The organism is Clostridium sp. ZBS15 (genome assembly GCF_023845705.1).
Taxonomy (GTDB): domain Bacteria; phylum Bacillota; class Clostridia; order Clostridiales; family Clostridiaceae; genus Clostridium; species Clostridium aquiflavi.
Genome location: NZ_JAMQHY010000001.1, coordinates 1 through 26,114 on the forward strand (window position 1 = coordinate 1; position 26,114 = coordinate 26,114).

Here is a 26,114-nt window from a genome sequence, read left to right on the forward strand (position 1 = left end):
TAGCGTACTTTACACTATCAAATTCATTCATAAAATTATGATTTTTTCCTTTGTTTTTAACTTTTTTCTTTACAGATTTCATAATACGCCTTTTAGAAAATGAGTTTATAGATAAATTAATATCTTCCTCCAAAAGAACTGTAGTATCCTCAACATTTAAACCATCTAATATATTTGATAATCTATCTTCCAAATTACAAAATTCCTCCTAACATCTTTTTTAACTTTTTTATACACCTTGATACCTTTTTATCAATAGTATTAACTTTTAAATTAATATCCTTAGAAATTTCTTTTGAGCTTTGATTTAAGTAATATTTTCTTATAATTATTTCACTATCAGGTTCTCCAAGAGCTTTTATTGTATCTATTAATTTTGAATACTCTTCTTTTTTAGATACTAAATTAATAACATCATCACTATGACTACTACAATATACATTATCCATAGATATACTAAATAAACTTTTATTAGCATCTTTTCTTCTATACATATCTATGGCTTTTCTTTTTGCTATAGTTGCTAAAAAACCCTTAATAGAACCTTTATTAAGATCAATTCTATTTCTATTATTAAATATTTCCATAAATACATCACTTACACATTCTTCTATGTCTTCTTTAGAATATATTCCTAAAATCTTATTAGATACTATTGTATAAATAAGAGGTGTATAACAATCCATAATTTCTTCTAATCCTTTTTCAAAATCACTATTAAGTAAATCTAATAACTCAATATCAGAAATAGATATTCACCGCCCTTTCCTTTAGGCATATTCAAAAAATAACAAGTCAGTATGCCTTAAAATTTATTCTTACACAATACCATTCGTATTATGTGAAGTAAATCTGACAATAAATTTTAATTTATATTTTTTGCATTAAGTTATAAATAAAATTGAGAGAAAAAGAACCTATCAAAATAGTCTTTTTTAAGTGTCTATTTTATAGGTTCCATTTTACTAACTTAACTGCATTATTATTATATAATTATTAATACTCAGTATATATAAATACGGCTTCAATTTCTGCAGTTACTTTATTTTCTCCAGCTTCAATAGGTGTAGCTCCATTTACTGCTTTAACATTCATTAATGTTAATGGAGTTATATTCCCCTTATCCTGCTCATTTATTTGTATTGGTATAATATTTAATTTTACTTTAAGTTTATTAGCTATAACACTAGCCTTATTTTGAGTATCTTCAACAGCTAAGTTTAATGCTTCGTAATAATGCTTTGTTTGATCCCAAACAATAAACCTAATATCACCTACAGTATTTGCACCATTTTTTACTGCAGTATCAATTATTTCACCTACAGAACTAATATTTCTAACAAAAATTTTTAAATAGTTACTTACTTGATAACCTATAAAAACTCGTTTTCCATCAATATAATCATAATTAGGTCTAATATTATAACTTTGAGTCTGTATATATTTAGGCAATACTACCATTCCCATTATACTATCTATAACTTGCTGAGTTATCTTAGCATTTTCTTCTTGTGCTACTTCTAATTGTGTATTTTCTGTTATAATACCAATTACCACTTCCGCTCCATCTGGTTTTAAACTTACTGTACCTGTTCCAAAGACTTTAAATTTATTATCACATTTAGTGCTTGAATAATCATTTAAGCTATAATTATCACTATCTCTTAATTTATACATGATTTTCGACCTTTCAAAAGAATTGAGGCACATCCATAAAAATAACCAGTCAGTATACTAGTATATCTGACTTGTTATTTTCTTTCATCTGCCTAATTACTTCATAATATGATTTCTTCTGTTAAATGTCTCCAAGTTGTAATATAACTTTATATATTTTTATATAAAAAATGTATACATCCTATCTTTAACTTGTTATTTTATTTTATATTCCTAAATTACCAATTATATATCTCTTGTACAGAAAATTTAAATATGTTATTATAATCTCATAGCAAAGAACAACTGTTTATAAATAGTTGTGGTTGTACTTTCTGAAATATTCGTCAACTCTTATTTTGAACCTACATTTAAATTTTGGGAGTTCAATATTTAGATGAAGAAATGTACTTTCATGTGAGTCCTTTTACGGCATTAAAGGTGATTGAAACATCTGTGAGGACACCCACCTATCGAGGGATAGGTGTCAAAATTAGAGTATCGGTATTTTGGATATAATAATTAAAAATTTCAAGCCAATACTTAGTGTTGTTAAGTATTGGCTTTTAAGTTTATTTAAAAAAATAATTAATTCTACTTTTTACCTTTTATTGATAGCCATTCCATTATCTAATACTAAAATAAATATTTCTTCAAATGATTCAAGCTCATCACTCTTAAATTTATAAGCCTTATATTTATTAATCAATTCATTAACTCCTTGCTCTGTCTTACAAAGTTCATCAAATTCAATACTATTTTCATATAAAGTTAATACTTTATGAATTATATTCATATTCTTTTCCTCAATAAAAACTACTTTTCTTGTTTTTTTATTTTCTTGTTTAAATTTTTTAAATCTCTCTTCACCTATGTTTTTTAATAATGATTTTTTATTCTTTGTATGACCTTCCTTGGCTAATTTAGGTCTATCTCTATATAATCTATATATCTCCTTTGAACTAACTATACCTCCTTTACTATATAGATATTTAAGGAACTCTAATTCATTTTTATTTATTTTAATAAATCTATATCCAGAAACATTTTCCCCAAACTCTTTTAAAATATGATATTGACCATCTATATATTTTGCTAATATCCAGTTATTTTGTATTTCTTCTTCTATATCAGCTAAAAGACAATGCTTGTTTCCATGAGATACAAAATTCCAATGATCTGATATTCTTAAACTTCCTTCTGGTTTATAATCCCAAGAAACTCCTGGTACATTATAATAACTTAAACTATATGGACTTTTATTAATATATTCAAATTTACTAATTTCATCTAATACTTCTTTTGGTGTCACCTTTGCACTTTGTGGTAATAGTAATTTTTTCATAAGTGTTCTCCTAACTACTTTATTTATTTATTTTAATTCCTCAATTTTTTTCTATAGAATTATCATTTCTAAAACCATAATGAGTTCTTTGTCAAAAATCTGTTATTTTATCAGTCTCTACAAAAATGCCATCTTCTCTGAATTTCCATGCTGATGGTTCATATAACCATTTCATCTTTTTTAATAATTCATTGTTGTTTAATAAGTCCACAAAAACTTCCGGATCATTTTCTAGCACTTTATCATTTTTTATTATTATATCTGACTTCCCCTTATGATTATCTATTGAAAAATGTTGCCTTTGAAGCCACATAAAATAATCTTCATATAGTTCTTTTTTATCTTCACTACTTCTTTCTATTGATGATGTAAAAGTACAATCTAACCATATCTTTATATCAAAATTAATATCTACTATATTTTTAAATAGTGTTGATATTATCTGCTGGGAATACTATTCCTGCATCTTTTCTAGCTTTTACTACAGTTTCAACTACATTTAAAGAATGCTCTAATAATTTATAACACATATCTTTATTATCATTATCAAAAATCTCTTTAAAATTCTTTAACTCATATACCATTCTATTAGAATCTTCTTGATTATTGCAACTGTTGACTTTACCATCTATGCAAGTTTCAAAAGAAAGACATTCATTAGTTGAACTATCTAGTTTTAAATATCCGTTTCTACCTTGTATATAAACAAAACTTGGACTCATAGTATCTTTTGCCCCAACACATTCGCACACAAAATCTTTATATTTTAATGTAACTATGCCAGATGTATCAATCCCATTATAAGCAGTATTAGCTAAGTATCTTACATCTACAGGCTTTCCAAAAAGACCTATAACAAAATGCAAATTATAAATATTTATATCATATAAAGCTCCACCTGAAAATTCTGGATTAAATACATTAGGTATTTCTCCATTCATAAAAGAATCATATCTACTTGAATATTGAGAAAAATTACATTGAACTAACTTTATATCTTGTAAATCTTTAAGTTTATTTTTAATATCAATAAAATTAGGTAAATATATTGTTGTAATTCCTTCAAATAAAAATAGATTATTATCTTTAGCTACCTCTATTAAATGTTCACTCTCTTTTATAGTAGATGTAAATGGCTTTTCACAAATTACATTCTTTTTATTTTCTAAAGCCTTTAATGTATAACTATAATGAAGACTATTAGGTAATGCTATGTAAATAAAATCTATTAATTTATTTTCAAGCATCTCTTTATAATCATTATATATAGATTGTATATTATACTGATTATAAAGTTCATCTGTCCTATTACTTAGTTTTCTTGAACATAATGCAATACACTCTACTCCATCAACTTTTGATATTGCTTGTAAAAAAGTTTCTACAATTACACCTGTTCCTACAACTCCAATTTTCATATTACTTCCTCCTATAAAACACGTTAAAAATCATAAATAAGTATCATAAAAATATTTATTATATCTAATAATAATTTCCATTGTGGATAAGCTTTTGAAATACATAATATATTCATATTCGAATAAACAATCAGCGCTTAACATATCTACTAAATCTTCTAGACTCTTAATGTTATTTTTAATTAATTGAATTTTGTCCTTCACTAAAGAACATGATCGTATTTCTTCACTTAATTTTTAAATGCAGAGTTTATCATTTTTTCACCATCAGTATATTCAACTATTTCATTACCCTTTTCCTCATTAAAGGATATGAATACTGTTTCTAATTTATCTATTTTAATGCTTTCATTTATTAATGAAGTTATTTTCAATGTAGACTTTCTAATGTAATTTACTAATGCATTATTTCTAATATCTAAAATTTCACAACATCTGTTTGTATATTTTAATAACGCTCTTTGTAATTCTTCTAAAGATAATTTGCCTAACTTATTTTTTATCTGCTCCCTATCTATGCTATTAATATTAAGGTTCTTTAAAGATTTACCACAAATGATTAAACCTAATGAATTAATCAATACTAGTTCAAATATATTATCAATATTCATCGCAACTTTTAATAAAATATATTCATACATTGTTATAAATTAATCATTTCATATCTATTACTTAAAATTTACATTTATATCACCATTATTACTAGTAATATCTATACTATGCTGAGCATTATTATTACCATTCTTCTCAACCTTATTTGTAAATTTATCTCCATCTATATTTATATCACCATAATCACATGAAATACTATAATTATATAGTTCTTTAGATATATTAGTTCTAAGATTTATATCTCCATAATGTGATGATATACTAGTAACCCCTTTAAATTCTCCATCTAAATCAATATCTGAATTATTTGATGCTATTTTTAGTCCATTAGCTATAAGATTATTTGACTTTATTTCTCCATAACTACAATTTATAGAAATTTCATTAGCCTTAATACTATCCATAGTGATCTTTGTATTACTTGATTTCACATTTATAGTATCTAAATCAGCCGCATCAGGAACATATACCTTAATATAACTAGGTATATGTGTGTTGCCTATACCAAAACTTATATTATTGAATGTATCTTGTGACTTATTTCCCTGTATTACTAGCTTTCCATCTTTAATTGAATAATTAACATCATTTTCATTGCTATTATATTCAATTTCAATTCCATACTTATATGATTTTATTATATCTATTTTATCTACAGTTGAATTAATCTCTATACTTTTAAAATCAGATGACGCCTCAATTTTTACAATTCCATCTTCTTTGTCCAAAATCTTATATCCTGATTTATCCCTTATAATTCCAAACTTTCCTCCCATTGAGAAGCCTATTACAGCAAGGATTAATCCTACTCCAATCATACATATTGAACATATTAACAATTTCTTCTTTGTTCTTACCATTATAGCTCCTCCTTCTTATTTGATTTCTTAACTCTATTTAATAATTTTCTAGCTAATGTTGCAATTCCTTTAAATATTTTCGGTACTAATCTTGAACTCAACACTAACACTAATAATCCCACTCCAATTAATACCAATCCAATTCCAATAAACATAATGGCTGTTGAAAAACCTTGAGTAATAACTGCAAAGCCTGCAAAACTAGTAACAACTCCTGCTACTATCAATGCAATTGTCGTAACTATAAATGTAAAAATAATAGCTCCTGCAACTATAATCATAGTTACTACTAGTATTATAAGTGTGAATGCTAATGGTAATGCTAGTGGTGCAGCTAATATTGCTAATACAATAAACCATATTGAAGAAATACTTCTTTTAGGTTTAGTAATAGTTATCTCATCATTTTTAAATGCATACTCTGATAACAACTGTGATGCGATAACTGAAGGAGAATCCAATTCTTTTAAAATATCTTGACCATTATCTACTCCTGCATCTTCAAAGTATTCTACATAATACCCTATTGCATTTTCTATTTCTTCCTTTGGTAATCTCTTTAATTTTTTTCTTAACTCTTGAATAAAAATTTCTTTATTCATCTCCTAATATCCCCCCTAAAAGAACTTTATCAACATTCTCTTTATATTCCTCCCACTCATTAAGATACTGACTAAGCATAGTTTTTCCTTTTTCCGTTATCTTGTAGTATCTTCTATTTCTTCCTTGAAAAGCTTGATCATATGTTGTTAGACATTCATTTTTTTGTAATCTTCTGAGCACTGGATAAAGTGTTGATTCTGATATATTCATTATGGATCGTACTTGTTGAGTAAGAACATATCCATAAGTATCTCCCCTTGAAAGAACTGCTAACACACAAGCATCAAGTAAAGCTGCTCCTAATTGAAAAGCCATTCCTTTACCTCCTATATCTATACTATATTTTCTTATATATTATACAACGTATAATATACCCTATATTCAATACTATACGTCGTATAATATTATATGTCAATATATTTTAACTTATTTGGATAAAGTATCCACAATGTACTTTATGTATGAATATCTTCTATTTTGAAAATTAAAATAGAAAAAGAGATAGACTACTTATCTAGCCCAAAGCCATAAATTTTTATTAGTATACATATCCTATTTGTTTCAAAGAGATTAACTTATGAAAGGTAAGATACAATCATGAAAGATATTAATAATAAACTAAAATTAACATATTATTTTATTTCACTATTTATTCTTTTAATTTCAATTGATGTACTAATTTATGTGTTACTTCCTATACTAAAAAATAACTTTGCTTTTTTTCTCATTGGAATTTTTAATATCATACTTGATGTAATATTGTGGCTTTGTGTACAACATGGCTTTAACTGGGCTAGGTGGGCTTTTATTACATATCTCTTTATGAAAGCAGGAATTTTAATTGGCAGTACTTTAGATGATTTATTTATAATTAATCACTTTAATGTTAAATATATATAATGATTCAAATTATATTATAAAAGAAATGTCTTACTCTAAAACATGTAGTATTTTAACGAATCAAGATTTATCTTATATTAACGAAAAAGTTCATTCTTATATGATAAATATAGATAAAAATAACAACTTATTTAATACATATGTAGAATAAATATTAAACTCTATCTTTTAATAACTATTTTACAGGTACAATATATATTTTATTAATATATTATCTTTGAGTATATTCTAACAATCTTTTCCCAGTCAAGAAAGTAACCAGATTCGGTGTAACGACTTAATCGCCATCCACCTGGTTTAAATGTAGGAAATTGAATAGCACCTTCATTTAAACTTTTATCAAAATTGATTAACTTATGAATATCAATATCTTTAACTACTCCTAAGCCTTGACAATAGGAACACATACCATTTGTATTATTGAAAGAAAAGTTCATTGAATAACCAACAAAATGTTTTCCTATTCTCGAAAATAAAAGACGTAACAAAGTATAAATATCAGTAACTGTTCCAACTGTTGAGCGTACATTTCCGCCTATTTTCTTTTGATCTATAATAATAGACACAGGAAGATGATTAATCTTCTCAACATTAGGCCTGCCATAGTGTGTCAACAATCGTTGAATATAGGAAGAATAGGTATCATTCAGCATTCTCTGAGATTCAGCAGCTAGTGTGTCAAAAATCAATAAACACCTCATTAATGTTAATAAAATATAGTTTCCTTTGGGAAATTATATATAATGCTATTAACTAGCTCACCTTATTGAAGAGAAGTAAATTTTTCTTTATAGTAGACATAAAAATATTTTTTTAATATATTTTACTAAAATCCATTATCTAAACAGCGTTATATCTAACTTTATAATATTTTTCCATAATTATTGAATAGTAACACTTTAAGTATAAAATCATATAATATAATATAAATAATAGTTACTAATTCTATAATTAGTGGGGGAACTAAAGATTAATATGGAAGATGCATTTGTTATTCAATTAAAAAACTTGGTAATTCAATTAGGGGAAGTTGGTGTTAAATATGCTATAGAATCATTAGCTGATTGGATTATTCCTAAAAACACACTTTCTTTAAATAGAGATGGTGATACTGAAGTAGTTCGTACAGTTTCTCTTGAAGATGGTACAACTTTTGATATAATTGTAAGATTAAAACAGGAAATGGTAACACAATTATTAAGTATAAATTCAAAACCAACTTATAATTCATTTATTATGCCATTTTCAGCAGATGAAAACCAATGTCCTAACTCTGAAGATAATATATCTCTTCAAGTAAAAGCTTATTCACCTAGAAGAGGGGGAATTAACCTTATTAATGGGTTTATATCTATAAATTGGTAAGATAAAATAAAAAGGGTCGCCTTAATTTTGAGGCGACCTGTTTTTTATCAAACAAACTAGATTAAAGCCTTAAATAAGCCATCTTTTCTAGTAAATTTGTTGTTACAAATTAATTTAATACTAGAATTTGGTGGTTTTCTATTATTTTTTTCTTAGAATTAATTTTGGAAATTATTTAGTTTTTAACTGCCATGAAGTCAGATATGTATTCACTAATTATTATAGATTTCCATTTGATTATTAATATATTCTTCACAGGAACGCATAGCTAGAATTGTTTCTTCAAATAATTTATCTAATTCCCAACCAAGCATATCTGCACCTTGTTTAATTACATCACGTGAACATCCAGCCGCGAACTTCTTATCCTTAAACTTTTTCTTAAGACTTGAAAGTTCCATATCCATAACGCTCTTAGATGGACGCATTCTTGCAGCTGCACCAATTAATCCTGTAAGTTCATCCACTGCAAATAATACATTTTCCATCTCATGCTTCGGTTTAGGTTGTTCTTCTGAGCAAAGTCCGTATCCATGACTAGCTGCTGCTCTTATTAATCTCTCATCAACACCGTATTCTCTCATAATTTCTTGAGTTTTGCTACAATGTTGTTCTGGATACATTTCAAAATCCAAATCATGAAGTAACCCCACTATAGACCAAAAGTCTGCTTCATCTACATATCCTAATTTTTCTGCAAAATAATGCATAGTACCTTCAACTGTTAAAGCAGGTTGAATATGAAATACTTCTTTATTGTACTCAGTAAGCAAATTCCTTTCTTCTTAGAACTCTTAAGTCATAGTAAACATCTTATTCTAATAACTATTAAATCTAATTTCATAACAACTATACATCCCCAATAAAAATTTTAGTTAAAAATATTATTTACATAATATTTTATTTTTTATAGACTTTAATTTTACCATATATCTCCTAATAAAACTATGTTACAATAGTAATAGGGAGAGGAATTAAAACCAAAATATTCAAATTAAAGGGAAATATAAATATAATCAATATTCTATAATTGTTAGCTTAAAGTTAAAAATTATATTTGAATGTATTTGCGTAAATAAAAAATAGATTCCCATAAATAAAAACCTCTTTATTTTCTTATTTCTCCTTTTATATGTCTATTTACTGAAATATATCCGTATTCTTAACTATAAATCTTATGTAATAGTCCTTACATAGTTTAATAACAATTGTTAAGGTAGAATATTTCAGTTTTATATAGATTATATTGGACTAGAAAGAGAGGAAATGTATATGAAGATCAAAGAACATAAAGGAAATAGTTGGTTTGAGATTTTTATTGCAAAAGAAAATGAAAGGTTCTTTGGTATTCTTATATTTTTATTTGGAATTGTTATTGTACTACTTAAATATCTTTGAATATAACAAAAAGACCTTTATATAGTGCATCTCTCCCAAGAAAAACTATACAAAGATCTTAACCAAATAAAAATATTAATTGCATCTTGAGATGGTTCCTTAATTGGAACTATCTCAGCCAAAGTTTTAATCTATATAAATTTATTACATATCTATATAATATACCTAAATTATACCTTATATGTTACTTATTATACAAACATTTTTTAAATCTCATATTTTTATAAGTCTATTATTTATAATATACAAATTCCCACATTAAAATTCATACTATTAATTTTTAAAATTACCCTTTTTCTGTCTTCATTAAATTCATTATAAAAATAGCTTATTATATCATCTTTAATCAGTATAGACCATTCTATATCATTGTATACATTATAAAAATATCTTGTTAAGTATTTTTATTTAATTACCATTTCATATAAAACTATTTTTCTCATTTTTGATACATTTTATTACGATTTGATTTTGTTAACAATTTTATCTAAAACTAAGAAGAAACTATACTCTTGATTAAAATTCAATCATTTTGTGACATCTCCTCTTAGTTCTGCCAATGGTTTATATCTTCCTTATTTCCATAAATTATATGTATACAACTACATTAATCTTACCTAAATTTCTTGGTATTATGTTTCCGTCAATCTTTTCTCCATTTATAATTATCTTAGGTTTATCATCTTTAATTTGATTTGAATTACTTGTAACTTGTGAATTAACTAAATTATTTAAGTTTTTCCCTTTATCTATATCATAATCTCTTATTACTTTTATAGCATAATCTTCTTTCTCATTTTGAATTTTTATTTCAAATTCGTTCCATGACTTTGGTATACATGGATTTACCTTATAACCTTTATCTTCAACCCTTTTTAGGCCTAAAATATCCTCAATACCAACTCTATACATCCAGCCTGAAGCTCCAGTATACCAGCTCCATCCACCTCTTCCTCCGTGGGGCTCTTTTATGTACACATCTGCAGCCATTACATAAGGTTCTAACTTGTAGATACTACATTCAAGCTCCGTCTTTGTATGATTTATTGGATTAATCATATTGTAGTATTTTGTAGCTTTATCACCTAATCCAAGCTTAGTCAAAGCTAATATTACCCAAGCGGCTGCATGAGTATATTGACCTCCGTTTTCTCTTACTCCTGGTACATACCCTTTTATATATCCTGGTTCAAGATATGAATCACTAAATGGTGGTGCTAATAAAAGTATCAATCCTTTATCCTTTTTCACTAGATTTTTATCAACAGCTTCCATTGCTTCAAGTGCTCTTTCACTGTGTTTTTCTACTGTATCTACATAATATTCATTAGAGTTATAATTAGATTTAATTTTCGTAGCACCTGAAATTATGGCCCAGCTTTGTGCTAAAGAATCAATTTGGCATTCAGGATTTTCACGGCTTCCAAGTGGAGTGCCATCATCAAAATATGCTCTTCTATACCAGCCACCATCCCAAGCATTTTTTTCTAAATTCTCTCTTATAAATTCTTTTCGTTCTTCATAATAAGCTTTAGTTTCTTCATCCTCTTTAACCTGTGAAATTTTAATAAAGCTTTCTAAAATAGAGTACAAGAACCAACCAAGCCATACACTTTCTCCTTTTCCCTTATTCCCAACAGTGCTCATACCATCGTTCCAATCGCCACTACCCATTAATGGAATGTTGTGTACTCCAAACTTTAGAGCTTTTTCTATAGCCCTTAAACAGTGTTCATATATTGTTCCTTCCTTTGAAGATTGGTTGACTATTGTATATCTCTCATCTTCACCATCTCTTAAAGGCTCATCTTCAAGATAAGGTGCAGTTTCTTGTAAAATTTCATAATCTCCAGTTGAATTAATATATTCAGCAGTAACATAAGGAAGCCATAATAAATCATCACTAAATCTAGTCCTTATACCTGAATTTACAACTGGATGCCACCAATGTTGCACATCTCCTTCTACATACTGCCTTGAAGCACTACGTAATATTTGAGCCTTTGGTATTTCTGGATCAACAACTCCAAGTGCCATAGAATCTTGAAGTTGATCTCTAAATCCATATGCTCCACCACTTTGATAAAATGCACTTCTACTTAAATATCTACAGCTTAAAGTTTGATATAAAAGCCATCCATTTAAAAGGTAATTAAAAGATTTATCTGGAGTTTTAACTTGTATATTTCCTAGGAAATTTTTCCAATATTCTTTAACCTTTTCTAATTCTATATCTGCATTTCCTTTAACTTCATATTTTTCAATAACTTTTTCTATGTTTTCTTTTTCTTCCTCACCAAATAAAATTAAAAGCTCTTTCTTTTCACCTTTTTTAAGTTTAATCTTTGTAGTAGCCGCTAAACAAGGATCATAAATTCCTCCACATCGATTTGATAAATTCTCATTATCTAAGGCTTTTGGTGAAGAAACTTCTCCATTAATTCCTATAAATTCTTTACTATCTCCAGTAAAGCTTAAATTCTCTCCTCCTAAAATAGTTAAATAAGAATTAAATTTTCCAAAATACTCACTGTAAGGATTGAATCCTCTAATAAATCCACTGTGATATACATAGCTAGCACTATTAGATTCCTCACGTTCTACATTTATATTACTATTTTCTTCAAATTCTCCATGAATATATGTTGAGACATATCTAGCACTATCATACTCATAAACACCCATTACAAGCTTTGCATAATAAAATAAAGAAATTTCTCTATCATTTTCACTTAAATTTTCTAAAGTTACTTTCTGAATTTTTATCTTCTCTTTTTTAGGCGCAAATACTTCTAATTTTCCTTTTAAATCATAAGCAGTATGACTAAATTCAGAATATCCAAAACTATGTTTTATGAAGTAATCTCCTGAATCTCTAACTGGTTTTGGTGTTATGGAAAAATAATTATAAGAATAATCATCTCTAATATAGAGTGCTTCTCCTAATGGATCCCTAATATAATCATTACTCCAAGGTGTTATCTTATTTTCTCTAGAATTCCCACACCATGTATAAGACGAACCACTCTCAGATATATGAAATCCAAAATCATCATTAGAGATGACATTAATCCAAGGTGCTGGCGTATTTTTCAAGTTAGAAAGTTTTATCAAATAACTATTATCAAGCTTACTAAAACCACCATATCCATTAAAGAAATCTAAATCTTGCATATTAAAATCTTTATCAAATTTCTCTATATTTAATTCTTCCTTATTCATGGACTTTCCTATGCCATCTTCTTTTCCTGCTACCTTTACTCCGTGAATTAAATCCTGTTTTTCTAAAAAGTCTATATCATGATCATATTCTTTATATTCTGTTATATTATCATCTAGATTTGGTATTACTTCATCTGCAACCTCTAATTTATAGTTGATATTTAGAGGCTTAGCTTCCTCTTCTAAATTCTTAGTTTCTACCTTGTTAGGTCTTTTTTCTAACAAATTGTTCTTGCCTTGTGGCATAGAGTTTTCTTCATGATTATCATATAATATGTTATTGTAATTACGTTTATAACTTTCTTCATCAACAGATTCCTTATATCTTGAAAATTCATTACTATTATTGACTTTAAGCTCTTCAATTTTCGTAATTTGTTCTAAAATTGACCCCTTCTTTGAATCAACATACAGCCTAGCAATTCCTATTATTAAATCTTTAACCTTTGCATCCATAGTAGCTTTATTGTGAACGAATATTCCTCCTGGTGTGTTTAAAGAATTACTTTCATTTGATGTACTTATTAATTGCATTATATTCTTTTGAAGTGGTTCATCATAAGAAATCTCTTCATTATTGTATATAATTAAATCTAATTTTACCCCTTTAAGTTTAAGATAATAATGTAAATTCAACATATTACCTACTAGATTAATATCATCTGTATTTTCAATAGTTAAAAATACAATAGGTAAATCACCTGAAATTCCATAAGACCATAAATCTTTTTGATACTTTGAAATATTTTTTATATATTCTTCTCTATCCTTTCTGCCACTGTGCAAAAAGAATATATATGAAGCTAAACTTTGGAATATATTTGCTTGAGCACTTCTTATACCTAAATTCTTAAGTTCAAGTTGTGTTCTTATACTATAGCCTTCAAAAATCTTCTCCAAATTAACAACTTCTTTATTTTGTTTACATATATCAATAGCAGATTCTTTAGAGTCTGTTGTTCCTGTTATAAAATAAATCTCTTTTTTTGAATTTCCTTCTAATCTTATCCTAGCTCTAATACTCATTATTGGATCTAAAACTGTTCCAACAGTATTATCTAATGATTTGTCATTATCCATAGCCAAGGGAAATTTAAGTTCTCTATTTCTTCCTATAAAATTAATTCTAGAAGTTTCATAACTTATGTTTCCTTCTAATTCTCCATTTACTATAACTTTATGAAATATGTAAGGAACTTTTGCTCCTTTAACTCTACCTCTTCTACTTCCTATAAGCACATCTTCATTATTATCATATTCTGTTTGAACAAATAAATTAGAGAAAGTTGGATGTACTGCATCTGCACTAAATGTGGTCAATGTCACTTCCATATAACTTGTTATTTCAAGGCTTCTTCCCTTATCACTTAAATTATTTAAAGTGATTTTTCTAACTTCAAAATTCTCATCTGGAGAAACAACAACTTCCATTTGAGTTTCGATATTTCCATCCTTTCTATTAAACTTAGCCTTATCTAAATTAAATTCAGTAACATATTTATCTCCATGATTCTTACATGGCTCAAAAGTTGAACTCCAATAATCATTAGAATTTAAGTTTTTTATGTAAAAAAACATACCACTATCATCGCTTGTGGTGTTTCCTTTCCATCTATAAAGCATCATATCATTCTTCTTAGAATAACCACTTCCAGCTACAGTTATCATTGACGAATATTGGCCATTAGATAACAATAAAACTTCAGGATTATCTTGATTTGCTCCTTTAAATTTCCTTGGAATCAAGTTTTCTCCTTCAAAATACGTATTCTTTATAGAAAAATCTTCATTTCTCTCAAAGGTTACATTATTAGGAATCTTTTCTTTTAATAAAAGCTCTGTTGCCTTAACCTCTGGCAAACTATGAAATCTATTAACTAAAATATCATTAAGAAGTACATTATCAAGAGCCATCAAAGACATTCCCAAATGATGTACCATATATGTCATAATTCTATTAGGCTTTATACCATCACTATATACACTATCAACTATTTGTTCATTATTTAAGTTTTTTGTATCACTATCAATTAAACGATTATCCTTATTATTATTGTCCATTGCATTTTTTATAACATATTTATCTTCTCTTGCCTTAGTGTAATCTATAGCTTCAATAAATCCATATATTCCAAGACAACCTATTTCCTCTAATTTTCTAAGATTTTTAATCCCACTGTTCTTAGAAAATGGCAATGTCATCAAGGTTGAGTAAGGTGATATTACAATTTCATCTTCAAGACCTCTCTTTAGTCCAATGCCTGGAATTCCAAAAGCTTTATATTGATAATTTTCATCTACATCAAATTTATAAAATGCACATTCTGATATTCCCCAAGGTGTTTTCTTCTGCTTCGAAAAACTTTTTTGGGCTTTTATTACAGATTTATATGTTTTGCTAAGCAAAGTTTTAGGATAACTTTTCATTATTAAAGAAGGCATAAAATATTCAAACATAGTCCCACTCCAAGATACAAGAGAATGAGTGTGAAAAGCATTTGTCATAGATCTACCTAATTTAAACCAATGAGATATAGGAACATCATTTTTCGCTATAGCAACAAATGATGCTATTCTTGATTCTGATGCCAATAAATCATAGTAAGAATTTCCAAGTGAATCTTCCTCTACGTTATAACCAATAAAAAATAATTGTCTAGTTTTATCATAAAGAAATTTAAAATCCATCTTTTCTGAAATCATATTAATATCTTTAATTATATTATCTATTTTTCTACTATATATTTTGAAATTATCAATCTTTACCTCAAATGTATTATTAAAATTATCACCAAATTCATTCTTATATTCTTCACACCTATCAATTAAGTCTCTAATACTAGGAACTCCTTCAAAAAATTCTTTACTATATAATTTTTCTAATCCATTAAATATGTAATTATAATGTTTAAGCTTTCTATTAGCCTCGTCAAAAAACTTATCTATCCAATATTTACTTTCTTCGTTCTCTTTTCCTTGTAAGTAAGCTTTATTTTTATTGTCACTATTACTTTCCTCACATTGTGTAAGTTGTTGAATTTCAACTAATATCTTATTTAAAGCATCTTTATATTCACCAATACTAATATTTGAACCAAATATAGCTTCAATTGAAGCTTCATCTTTTTCAATTATATTATAGATATCTTTTAATGACATAAGTTCATTTATTCTTATAACTTCTTTATCCTTTAATTCCTCCATAGCTTGTTTCAGCACCCACAAATCTCCCAAAAGATTTCCGCTATCAACAGTTGATACATATCTTGGCCATAGTGGAGCTTTAGTTTTTGTATCATACCAATTTAGATAATGTCCATGAACCATTTGTAGATCTTTCATGCTATTTAATATCATCTCTGTTTTATCAATAAACTCCATAATTGTTATATATCCTAAGTCATAAGCCACTACATTTGAAACAAGCCCCATACCTATATTAGTTGGAGATGTTCTATGAGCAATTCCTTTAAAAGGTTTTTCTTGATAATTATCTGGTGCTAAATAATTATTTTCTTCATTAACAAAATCCTCATAATAAGCATATATTCTTCTTGATATTTTCCTTAAATAAACAATTTCTTCATCATCTAAAGTCATTTTATTTTTAGAAATTTTTCTACTTATACAATAAGCTACATATGGACTTACTATCCAAAGTGCAGCAACAATTACGCTATAAACAATAACCCCAATAGGATTATAGATAGATAAATATAATACTAATAATCCCATTATTGGAGCAATCCACATTCTTTTTAAATATGATTTAAAAGTATTACTATATTTTTTTTCTACAGAATCAGAAGATTGCCACTCTAAAAGATTTCTTTTAGATATACATAGTCTAAATAATGTTCTTATTATTGCATCCATCATTAAAAATGCTTGATATGGAATAAATGTAAATATTAAAAGTATTTGCTGAAAACTTTTAAATGTCCCCATAAGTTTATTTTTAGGGGTAACAACAAAATCTGTAACTGTAAACACTAAAGAATTCATAAGTGCTAAAAAGCAGAGTAATGCAATCTGACTTCTTCCATTTAAAATAGTCAAAGAAAGAATCAATGCTATTAATAAATTAGGTGCTAAAAGGCTTCTTCTTAAATTATCAAATATTTTCCACTTGTTAAGAGAACTTATTTTTTTAGAAAATAACCAACCTATAAGTTGCCAATCCCCCCTAACCCATCTATGCAATCTTCTACAACTACTCTCATAAAAAGCTGGATATCCATCTATGAATTCCACCTGACTAACTAAGGCACATCTTGCAAGAGCTCCTTCTAAAAGATCATGACTCAAAATTCTATCATCTTTTATTGAAGTATTTAGTATATTATAAAATTCATCTATATTAATTATTCCCTTGCCTGTAAAAGATCCTTGACCAAACAAATCCTGATATGTATCAGAATAAGCTACTGAATAACCATCTACGCCTCCTTCTCCACCAAAAATATTTGAGAAATATGTTTGATTTTTAGATTCTAAACTTATGCTAACCTTAGGTTGCATAACACCATATCCTCTTAAAACTTCATTATCATTAACATAGGGTACATTAAGTACATGGCTCATGGCACCTATAAGTTTAAAAGTGCTTTCTCTTGGCATAAATGTATCTTCATCTAAAGTAATTAAATATTTAACATCCTTAAGTATTTTTATTTCTGAACTTAGAACATTATAAGTATGATTTGTTTTTCCTCTGATGAGAGCCATAAATTCCATAAGCTTTCCACGTTTTCTTTCTCTTCCCATGAAAACATTTTGCTTTTTATTATAAATTCTCTCTCTACTAAAAAAGAAAAATTTTGCTTCATTATTATTTAGGTAATTATCTTTAGAATATTTATTATTTAACTTTCTTGCACATTCAATTCCACATTTAATTATTTCCTTATCATTCTCTTCAACCTGAAAATTTGAATCCGCAAAGTCACTAAGTAATGCAAAATAAATGTTTTTGTCCTTATTTCCACAATAAGCAACTTCCAATTTTTCCATAAGAGATTTAACCTTTTCTTTGCAATTTACAATTGCAGGAATGACTACTACTGTCTTGCAATCATCTGGAATTCCTTTACTAAAATCCATCTTAGGTACTAATCTAATCTGTACGGTTTTACTTACAATCCAATTAATAAGTCCAATTATAATTTCATTTATAGGAATTATACTGACTAAAAATAAAATTAGGTACTCAGCCTTAGTATACTTTACGCCACCCAAGCTACTTATAAATAAAAAAAGTGCACTTATAAGAAATGTCCCCAAAATATTTATTGCTAAATATGCACCTTCAGAAATTGCATGATTTAAATTATTATAGTATCCATCCAATTCACTTATACCATTATCAATTAAGTAATATCCAACATGACACTTATAAGATTCCTTGTTCTCATTTTTGTTTTTTATTGAAAGTTGTAATGCATTATGTGCTACTTTAAGTTCATTTTTATTAGTTATTCTGGCTATACTTTCAAGCTTATGCCTGTAATAATCCTTAGATTCAAAATCCATACTTCCATAAGCATCCACTGGATCTTCTCTTAGAATCCTATCTACTAAGGATGTATTTTCAAAGAAATTTCTCCAACTTATATTCTCAATTTTTCTAATTGAAGTTATATAATTCCCAATATATCTTTCTAAAAATTCCTCTCTTAAGTCACTCCTAGTAGTATAATTATTAAGATCTTCATCTATTCCCCATTTAAGCCTTACAAAATTATAAATACTCTTATTTTCTATAGAATTATCCCTTAAAATTCTAAAAAATTCTCTTAAAAATAACGGACTAACTTTAGCATTAATATTTTCAAGTTCCTCATTAAGGTTATTGTTGCTTATAGCATCTACAACCCTATCAGCAACAATTTTTCCCTGTAAAATTTCCTTTTGAATATCAACAAGCTCATTAGTATATTGTGATAAATTTATTATTATTGCTGTTTTAAGCATAAGTGGAAAAGCCCAAAGTTCACCAATAGTAAAAGCCATATCTTTATTTACAATATTAATAGCTTCCTTGGGTCCATCTATATTAATACCACTATTATCTGTTTTACTAAACAATTTTTCACTTATATTATTACACTCTAAATCCACACCTAAATTTTCTTCTTGAATTTTATTAATATATTTAATAAAGCTCTCACCATCAATATCTCCACCTAAATTTACATAATTCTTTGCAACTACAAAAATACGTGGAAGTTCATTTTCAGATTCATTATAATTTTCATAATTTTTCTTTTCAAAATCTCTTTTCTCATCAAAGTTCTTACTTTTAAATGTATTATTAATTTCATGCGTTCCCTTATGATCTATATCATCAATAAATTCTGTCATGGACGGTAATAACTTAAAATAATCAATAGGCATTTCCTTCTTAATTGCCTTATATTCTTTTTCAATTAAATATATATTATCAAGAAGCCACTCAGATGCTCCAAGAACTTTATTTCTTCCTTTGGATAACTTTCTAAAATACTTAAAATTTTCATGAATACAAGAAAATCCTTGGTTAAGCTCTCTTAAAACATTCCTTCTTAATCCATAAGAATTGTTTTTCTTCAAGTAAAAAACTCCCTTCTTAATTAAATATGACTTAAACATAGTTCTCAATGAAGTTATTTTTACCAAAACTACAAAAAAAATTCTTAAATTTTAAAATAAGCAAAGAAAGAACTAGCCAAAATTAGCGTATCGATATTTTGGATATAATAATTAAAAATTTTAAGTCAATACTTATTGTTAAGCATTAGCTTTTAAGTTTATTAAAAAAATAATAGATGATTCCTTTAACAGCTAAAACTCTATTACCAATAATATTAGGTCTAAAAACCACTATTTTTAGTTCCTCGATTCATTATAATAACATATTATAGATGTAATAAAGGCAGATAAAACTTTTACAATGAGATCTGATAGCGTGTCTTCAAGGCCCCCCTTTATCATAGTTGTTTTAAATAGATAATCTCCTGCAAACTCAAATATTTCCCATATAGTACCTAAAGCAATTGAAAAACTAAATGCAAATATTAAGATAAAAATAGTAAATCGTTGTTTATTTGTTTGTTTATTCTTTGTAATAATTCCTTGAATTAAATTCAATGCTATAATAACTGCATAACTACCATATATAGCATGAACAAATAAATCCCACCACCAAAATGTAATATAAAATTTCTTAAATTCTCCAAAGTATAATGTAAGTAAAATAAATAATATCCATACTAATTGAAAGCTAGAAGGTAGCACTATATTCTTTCTATTAGCAATATTGGTAATTATAAAAGGAAGTATAATACATATAATAGCTAAGAGTAACAAAGCTAAACTCTCCCATTGTTTTGATATAATACTAAAAACAGCAGAAATCACTAAAATTATTTCAAACAATACTGCTATTCTAATAGTTAGCTTACTATTTCTATTATTCATTAAAAATCTATTCCTTTCGAGATATTTTTATTTCTAAAAAACAAATATAATTGCATATAAAATTAATTATTTATATCTTTTCCTTTTACGTAAAAAATATAAATACAAAAATAAAGGAATTAGTTGAAATAAACATTAACTCTAATATTTTAAAAAATTTTAAATTTAGTTATAAAGCATTATATAGATGTGTATATTAATATTAGTAAATAATAACAAAATTAGTTAAAAACACTATAACAATTGTATTTTTACTAAGGGGGATTAATTATGTTTTTTTTTGAAGCACAGCCTTTTTCGAATTGGCTTATGCTATTAACAGTATTTCTAATGTTAATTGTACTTAATGAATTAGGCCGTAGGTTTAAATGGGGTGGACTATTGCTTTTCATTATCTTACCATTATTTCTTACTTTTGTTGTATGGCCCAAAACTACTAAAGGGACAAGCGTAAATGATTGGTTTCATTATGCTAAAGTATATTCATCACTAGCAGGATGTATTGGTTTCTTTCTAATTAGACATATAAAAGGTGCTAGTAGCAAAAAGTGGGCTTTATGTTTCCCACCATTAATTTTAGCAATCAATATTTGTGAAGCAGTAGCACGTGATTTTCAAATTTACGGACTACATCTTAATAAAGAAGTGTTTGAGGGAATGGTTACTGTAAGCGGTTCTTGGAATGTTATGAATGGGATTGCTGGTATCTTAAATATCATAACAATTACAGGTTGGTTTGGAATATGTATCAGTAAGGATAAGAGCAAAGATATGTTATGGCCTGATATGCTTTGGTTTTGGATTATAGCATATGATATTTGGAACTTTGCATACACATATAATTGCCTACCTAACCATGCATGGTACTGTGGTATAGCATTACTTTTTGCTCCTACAATTGCCGCTTTCTTTATAAAGAAAGGTGCTTGGTTACAACATCGTGCACAAACACTTGCATTGTGGTGCATGTTTGCAATGACATGTCCTAGTTTCATTGATGAATCTCAATTTGCAGTTAGATCATCACATAACACAACTGCTTTATTTATCGTAAGCTTAGCAGCATTATTATCAAATATAGCAGTATTTGTATACTATATTTATAAGATTAAGAAAACAAAACGTAATCCTATAAAGGGAGAACTTTATACAGATCTTAATAGCTACAAAGAAATTAAATCCTTATCTGAATAATACTATAATGAGGTGGCTGTATTAAAATAAATTTGATACAGCCACCTCATTAAATATTTATTTAGATTTTTTTAAATAATTCTGTCTATACTCTTTTTATTGATTTTTCATTTAAAATCTGAAATCTCTAACATTTAAAATATTCTATTCCTATTGCTTCTCTAACTTCTGAAAGAGTATTTGCTGCTACATTTCTGGCATTATCACTTCCATTTTTTAAAACATCATATACATATGCTATATCTCTTTTAAATTCTTTTCTTTTATTTCTTATTGGTTCAAGTTCTGCTTGAAGTATTTCATTTAAATACTTCTTTACTTTTATATCACCTAAACCACCTCTCTTATAATGCTCTTTCATCTCTTCTAACTTAATCTTATCATCACAAAATGCATCTAAATATGTAAAAACAGTATTATTATTTACTTCACCTGGATCCTCTACCTTAATATGATTTGGATCTGTATACATAGACATAATCTTGTTTTTTATTATATCTGGTTCATCTGATAGATATATTGCATTATTTAATGACTTACTCATTTTATTCTTCCCATCAATTCCTGGTAATCTTCCTAATCCCTCCTTTGGAAGTACTGCTCTTGGCTCTATTAATATATCTTTTTTATAAATTGAGTTAAAACTTCTTACTATTTCTCTAGTTTGCTCAATCATAGGAAGTTGATCTTCTCCAACTGGAACAACATCTGCCTTAAAAGCTGTAATATCTGCTGCTTGACTTACAGGATAAATAAGAAATCCAGTTGGAATACTTACATTAAAATCTTTTTCTTTAATTTCACTTTTAACTGTTGGATTTCTTTCTAACCTTGAAACTGTAACTAAATTTAAATAATGCATAGTTAATTCATTAAGCTCTGGGATTTGAGATTGAATAAAAATTGTAGATTTTGATGGATCTATTCCAATTGCCAAATAATCTAATGCAACCTCTATTAAACTTTTCCTGATTTTTTCTGGATTTCGAGCATTATCGGTTAATGCTTGCTGATCTGCTATCATTATATAGTTATTATACAAACCACAATTTTGTAACTGAACTCTATTCATTAAAGACCCTACATAATGTCCAATATGCAATTTTCCTGTTGGTCTATCTCCTGTTAAAATTATTTCTTTTTTCATAAAACTCACTCCTTGATTTAATTTTATTAAACAAAAAAACTCCGTCCTAAATTAATAGGACGGAGATAATATCCGTGTTGCCACCTAAATTGTGTAATAAAAAATAATTGTAAGCAAACCCTAATTTTTTATAATTACACCACTCAAAATCAAGTACTAACATACTCTATCTGCTATAAGGTGCAGCACACCATTCCGATACTCTCTAACTATGATTTCTCTTTATTCCTCTGAGGCCCATTCATTAAATCTCTTCTTACTAGGATTTCACCGTCCCTAGCTCTCTTTATTGAAGCTTAATCTAATTACTCTTCCTCTTCATCAGATTATTAATATATTTTTTACTATTATAATTTTATTTTTCTAAATTGTCAATGATATCTACTTCAAGTACATCCCTATTCTTTATTATAGTGATAAACCGCTAGTACAACAAAAAAAGTCCTAATATATAGACTATTTTTTTAGTTAAAAGTTCTTTGTTATACTTAATAAATAAAAGTGTAAATTATATTCTCATTGTTGAAACTACCTCTGCCTTTCTTTAATTTATTACATTATATAATACTTATTATTCTATTAAAACACGCCAATAAAATTTAGTAGTAACTCGTACTATAAATACAAGTTACTACTTTTTTTATTAATTAATGCTTTAATCATTTAATAGTAATCCTGACTTTATTAAAATTGGTCTTATTGCATTATATATAAAACTAACTAAAACCACAGATACTACTGCATTAATAAATGTAGTCACTGCACTTAGTTTTGCTAAAACAGAGGCCATTTGTTGAGGTTGACCTAATATATATTGTTTATAAAAATATCCAACTATAGGATCAAATACAACATTAAATGCTAAACCACAAATTGCAGAAATTGTACTCCATTTAAATATATATTTTTTATCACTGCTACTATCAATTTTTGCATATCTATGTGCTATAACTCCTGTTATTAAACCTATACAAAATTTTAATACAAAAGTTTTTGGTGCACCTAAAATATATACAGGATCAAGTATATCTGCTATTGTCATTCCAATAGCTCCTGCAAATCCACCATACCATCCGCCAAGAAGTAATGCTGCAAGTACACAAAAAGCATTTCCTATATGCAATGAAGTAGCATCTCCCCCTGGTACTGGAATTTTAATTTGAAGAAATGTAAATGATACAAAACATAATGCTGCAAGTATAGCTGTTTGTATTAGTTTCATAATCTTTTTATTCTTATTTTCCATATAATTATCCCCCCTTGTAATTTATATCTTACTTTCAAAATACTGCAAAATAATTATATTACTCAAAGAGATTTATTGCAATTGTATGGATACAATTCTTTCAAGTAAAATTCTTTATTAATCTTCCATTCTTCATATAATTTAATTTTTCTTAATTAAATTTACTATATGCTGAAATATTCTCATCATAATATTATTGGATTTATTTGATACTTCCATATATTCTACATTTAAAATTTCATTTTCTAATTTAACAAGCTTATTTTCTTCTTCACCTGAATCTTCATGATTTTCTAAATAATTCTCTTCAAATTGTTTATCTATTACCAGCTCTAATACCTTACATAATTTTTGTTGTTCCTCTTTTACAGATTCATCTGAATGTTTACTACCTTCATCAACTAAATCATCTATCTCTTCATTATATTTACCTAATTTAGGGTTTTCTTCTTTTATAAATTCAGTATAATAAATATTATCACCTTTAAATTTATTACCTATTATTCCATTATGACCTCTCATCTGACCTTCTCCACCTTTTCCACCTTTTCCACCCTTAAAGTAAATATCACCTATAGCAACTTCCACTTTAAAATCATTAGAATTTATAAAATTACCACCATCTCCACCGTCATTTCCTAATATATTTTCATTATTAAAATAAACTCCAGAATTTCCACCATCTCCGCCTTTAGCTTGTACACAATTATCAATTTTTATTTTAACTTTTTTTAACTTTTCATCTAACTCACTTTCTGAAATTGAAATACAATCTCCACCTTTTCCACCCTTAGAAATAACATTTTTACACTTGGAGCTAATACTTCCACCTTTTCCGCCTTTTAAAATAGCTGGACTATTAATATTAATTAATCCGCTCTTAATTTTAATAGCATCTCCACCATTTGCACAATTGCCACAAGCATATTCTCCTATACTTTCTCCGCTGTCCCCTCCTATAAGTTCTAAAACACCTAAACCTATTTTTTCAAAGCTGCTATTATCTCCTATACTTATTGCAGCACCACCACAACCACTACATTTATTTAAAGCTATACTAGAAATACTTTGACCATTTCCACCTATTGCCTTTAAATTTACATTTTCTAATATCTTTATTGTTGAAGTGTCGTTAATATTTGTCTCACAGAATCCTATAGCATAAGAACCACACTTTCCTTTATGTTCTAAATTCTCATAACATTTACACCCAGCTCCACCTATTATTTCAATATTGCCATATCCTGAAAAAATAAGATGTCCCCCTCCTGCTGTCCATTCGTTATTCCCTATTGCTGGCATCTCTGATCCACCATTTATATTTAATATACACTTTTCACGACCTGTTATTTCAACAGTTTGATTATTACTTATACAAATACCAATATTATCTTCACTCATTATAGTATTAATTCCTGAATATACTAATTTATTTTTATAATCACAATTTTTTCCTCCTCTGAAATCAATCGCAATTTGATTAACAGAATTTAAATACACATTATTTATTTTAATTATTAAATCACTATTTCTATTCTTAACAAGTATTCCTGCATTGCATTCATTTCCTTCACTTGTAAAAGTAATTTCATTTATATCTGAAGTTATTATTATTATCTTATTCTTATAATTAATTAAATTAATTATATCTTTATCTTTAATATTATTTTCTTCATCTTTATACATATAA

At 27.1% G+C, this 26,114-nt stretch carries 18 protein-coding genes, 1 other RNA gene, 2 pseudogenes and 1 other annotated feature; of the genes and pseudogenes, 4 read left to right on the forward strand and 17 right to left on the reverse strand.

Features of this window, described 5'->3' with window-relative positions; genetic code table 11:
- The 3 genes from NG904_RS00005 to NG904_RS00015 all read right to left on the reverse strand — a co-directional run.
- The coding region (locus NG904_RS00005; RefSeq protein ID WP_502801447.1) for a hypothetical protein at positions 1–193 on the reverse strand (193 nt) is incomplete at its 3' end.
- A 1-nt stretch (position 194) separates the two neighbouring features.
- Positions 195–686 (reverse strand): sigma-70 family RNA polymerase sigma factor, encoded by a 492-nt coding sequence (locus tag NG904_RS00010; RefSeq protein ID WP_252228935.1) that lies wholly within the window; start codon positions 684–686, stop codon positions 195–197.
- A 310-nt stretch (positions 687–996) separates the two neighbouring features.
- The gene (locus tag NG904_RS00015; protein WP_252228937.1) at positions 997–1,677 is read right to left on the reverse strand and encodes an SIMPL domain-containing protein; all 681 of its coding nucleotides are present in this window, start codon (positions 1,675–1,677) and stop codon (positions 997–999) included.
- 308 nt (positions 1,678–1,985) lie between these two features.
- On the opposite strand from NG904_RS00015, the gene ssrS reads away from it, so the two are divergent.
- Positions 1,986–2,176: non-coding RNA, 6S RNA (gene ssrS / locus NG904_RS00020), on the forward strand.
- A gap of 81 nt (positions 2,177–2,257) precedes the next feature.
- On the opposite strand, the gene NG904_RS00025 is transcribed toward ssrS, so the two are convergent.
- From NG904_RS00025 to NG904_RS00060, 8 genes and pseudogenes are all read right to left on the reverse strand, one after another.
- Positions 2,258–3,001, reverse strand: a complete 744-nt coding sequence (locus NG904_RS00025) for a hypothetical protein (RefSeq protein ID WP_252212134.1) — start codon at positions 2,999–3,001, stop codon at positions 2,258–2,260.
- Positions 3,002–3,092: 91 nt separating this feature from the next.
- Positions 3,093–3,314, reverse strand: coding sequence for a hypothetical protein (locus NG904_RS00030; RefSeq protein WP_252228939.1), 222 nt, complete (start codon positions 3,312–3,314; stop codon positions 3,093–3,095).
- A gap of 109 nt (positions 3,315–3,423) precedes the next feature.
- Positions 3,424–4,419, reverse strand: coding sequence for a Gfo/Idh/MocA family protein (locus NG904_RS00035; RefSeq protein WP_252228941.1), 996 nt, complete (start codon positions 4,417–4,419; stop codon positions 3,424–3,426).
- A gap of 42 nt (positions 4,420–4,461) precedes the next feature.
- Positions 4,462–5,039: pseudogene (locus NG904_RS00040) on the reverse strand (DUF6179 domain-containing protein); the annotation flags it as partial.
- Between the two features lie 48 nt (positions 5,040–5,087).
- Entirely contained in the window at positions 5,088–5,891 is an 804-nt protein-coding gene (locus NG904_RS00045) for a DUF4097 family beta strand repeat-containing protein (RefSeq protein ID WP_252228943.1), read from the reverse strand.
- Positions 5,891–6,493: a DUF1700 domain-containing protein gene (locus NG904_RS00050; protein WP_252212132.1), complete on the reverse strand. Its 603-nt coding sequence runs from the start codon at positions 6,491–6,493 to the stop codon at positions 5,891–5,893. The genes NG904_RS00045 and NG904_RS00050 overlap by 1 nt, the downstream gene beginning before the upstream one ends.
- Entirely contained in the window at positions 6,486–6,809 is a 324-nt protein-coding gene (locus tag NG904_RS00055) for a PadR family transcriptional regulator (protein ID WP_252228945.1), read from the reverse strand. The genes NG904_RS00050 and NG904_RS00055 overlap by 8 nt, the downstream gene beginning before the upstream one ends.
- 800 nt (positions 6,810–7,609) lie before the next feature.
- A pseudogene (locus NG904_RS00060) lies at positions 7,610–8,083 on the reverse strand (ATP-binding cassette domain-containing protein); the annotation flags it as partial.
- 286 nt (positions 8,084–8,369) lie between these two features.
- Here NG904_RS00060 and NG904_RS00065 point away from each other — a divergent pair.
- Positions 8,370–8,759 (forward strand): hypothetical protein, encoded by a 390-nt coding sequence (locus tag NG904_RS00065; RefSeq protein ID WP_252228947.1) that lies wholly within the window; start codon positions 8,370–8,372, stop codon positions 8,757–8,759.
- Between the two features lie 212 nt (positions 8,760–8,971).
- Here NG904_RS00065 and NG904_RS00070 read toward each other — a convergent pair whose 3' ends face one another.
- Complete coding sequence (locus NG904_RS00070) at positions 8,972–9,532, reverse strand: hydrolase (protein WP_252228949.1); 561 nt, start codon at positions 9,530–9,532, stop codon at positions 8,972–8,974.
- Positions 9,533–10,031: 499 nt separating this feature from the next.
- On the opposite strand from NG904_RS00070, the gene NG904_RS17190 reads away from it, so the two are divergent.
- Positions 10,032–10,157, forward strand: a complete 126-nt coding sequence (locus NG904_RS17190) for a hypothetical protein (RefSeq protein ID WP_286674249.1) — start codon at positions 10,032–10,034, stop codon at positions 10,155–10,157.
- 588 nt (positions 10,158–10,745) lie between these two features.
- Here NG904_RS17190 and NG904_RS00075 read toward each other — a convergent pair.
- On the reverse strand, positions 10,746–19,970 hold the full coding sequence (locus NG904_RS00075; RefSeq protein ID WP_252228951.1) for a glycoside hydrolase family 94 protein: 9,225 nt from the start codon (positions 19,968–19,970) through the stop codon (positions 10,746–10,748).
- Between the two features lie 276 nt (positions 19,971–20,246).
- Positions 20,247–20,837 carry a DUF2238 domain-containing protein gene (locus tag NG904_RS00080; RefSeq protein WP_252228953.1) on the reverse strand — a complete coding sequence of 197 codons (591 nt, stop codon included), beginning with the start codon at positions 20,835–20,837 and terminating at the stop codon, positions 20,247–20,249.
- A 270-nt stretch (positions 20,838–21,107) separates the two neighbouring features.
- Between NG904_RS00080 and NG904_RS00085 the strand changes: the two genes are divergently transcribed.
- Positions 21,108–22,031 (forward strand): DUF5692 family protein, encoded by a 924-nt coding sequence (locus NG904_RS00085; protein ID WP_252226991.1) that lies wholly within the window; start codon positions 21,108–21,110, stop codon positions 22,029–22,031.
- A 127-nt stretch (positions 22,032–22,158) separates the two neighbouring features.
- Here the strand turns inward: NG904_RS00085 and trpS are convergent, their stop codons facing one another.
- From trpS to NG904_RS00100, 3 genes are all read right to left on the reverse strand, one after another.
- A complete protein-coding gene (gene trpS / locus NG904_RS00090; protein WP_252228955.1) occupies positions 22,159–23,178 on the reverse strand; it encodes a tryptophan--tRNA ligase in 1,020 nt (339 codons plus the stop codon).
- A 52-nt stretch (positions 23,179–23,230) separates the two neighbouring features.
- Positions 23,231–23,509, reverse strand: a binding site (T-box leader).
- 324 nt (positions 23,510–23,833) lie between these two features.
- Positions 23,834–24,424 carry an ECF transporter S component gene (locus NG904_RS00095; protein WP_252228957.1) on the reverse strand — a complete coding sequence of 197 codons (591 nt, stop codon included), beginning with the start codon at positions 24,422–24,424 and terminating at the stop codon, positions 23,834–23,836.
- A 141-nt stretch (positions 24,425–24,565) separates the two neighbouring features.
- A complete protein-coding gene (locus NG904_RS00100; protein WP_252228959.1) occupies positions 24,566–26,110 on the reverse strand; it encodes a hypothetical protein in 1,545 nt (514 codons plus the stop codon).
- Positions 26,111–26,114 lie beyond the last annotated feature (4 nt).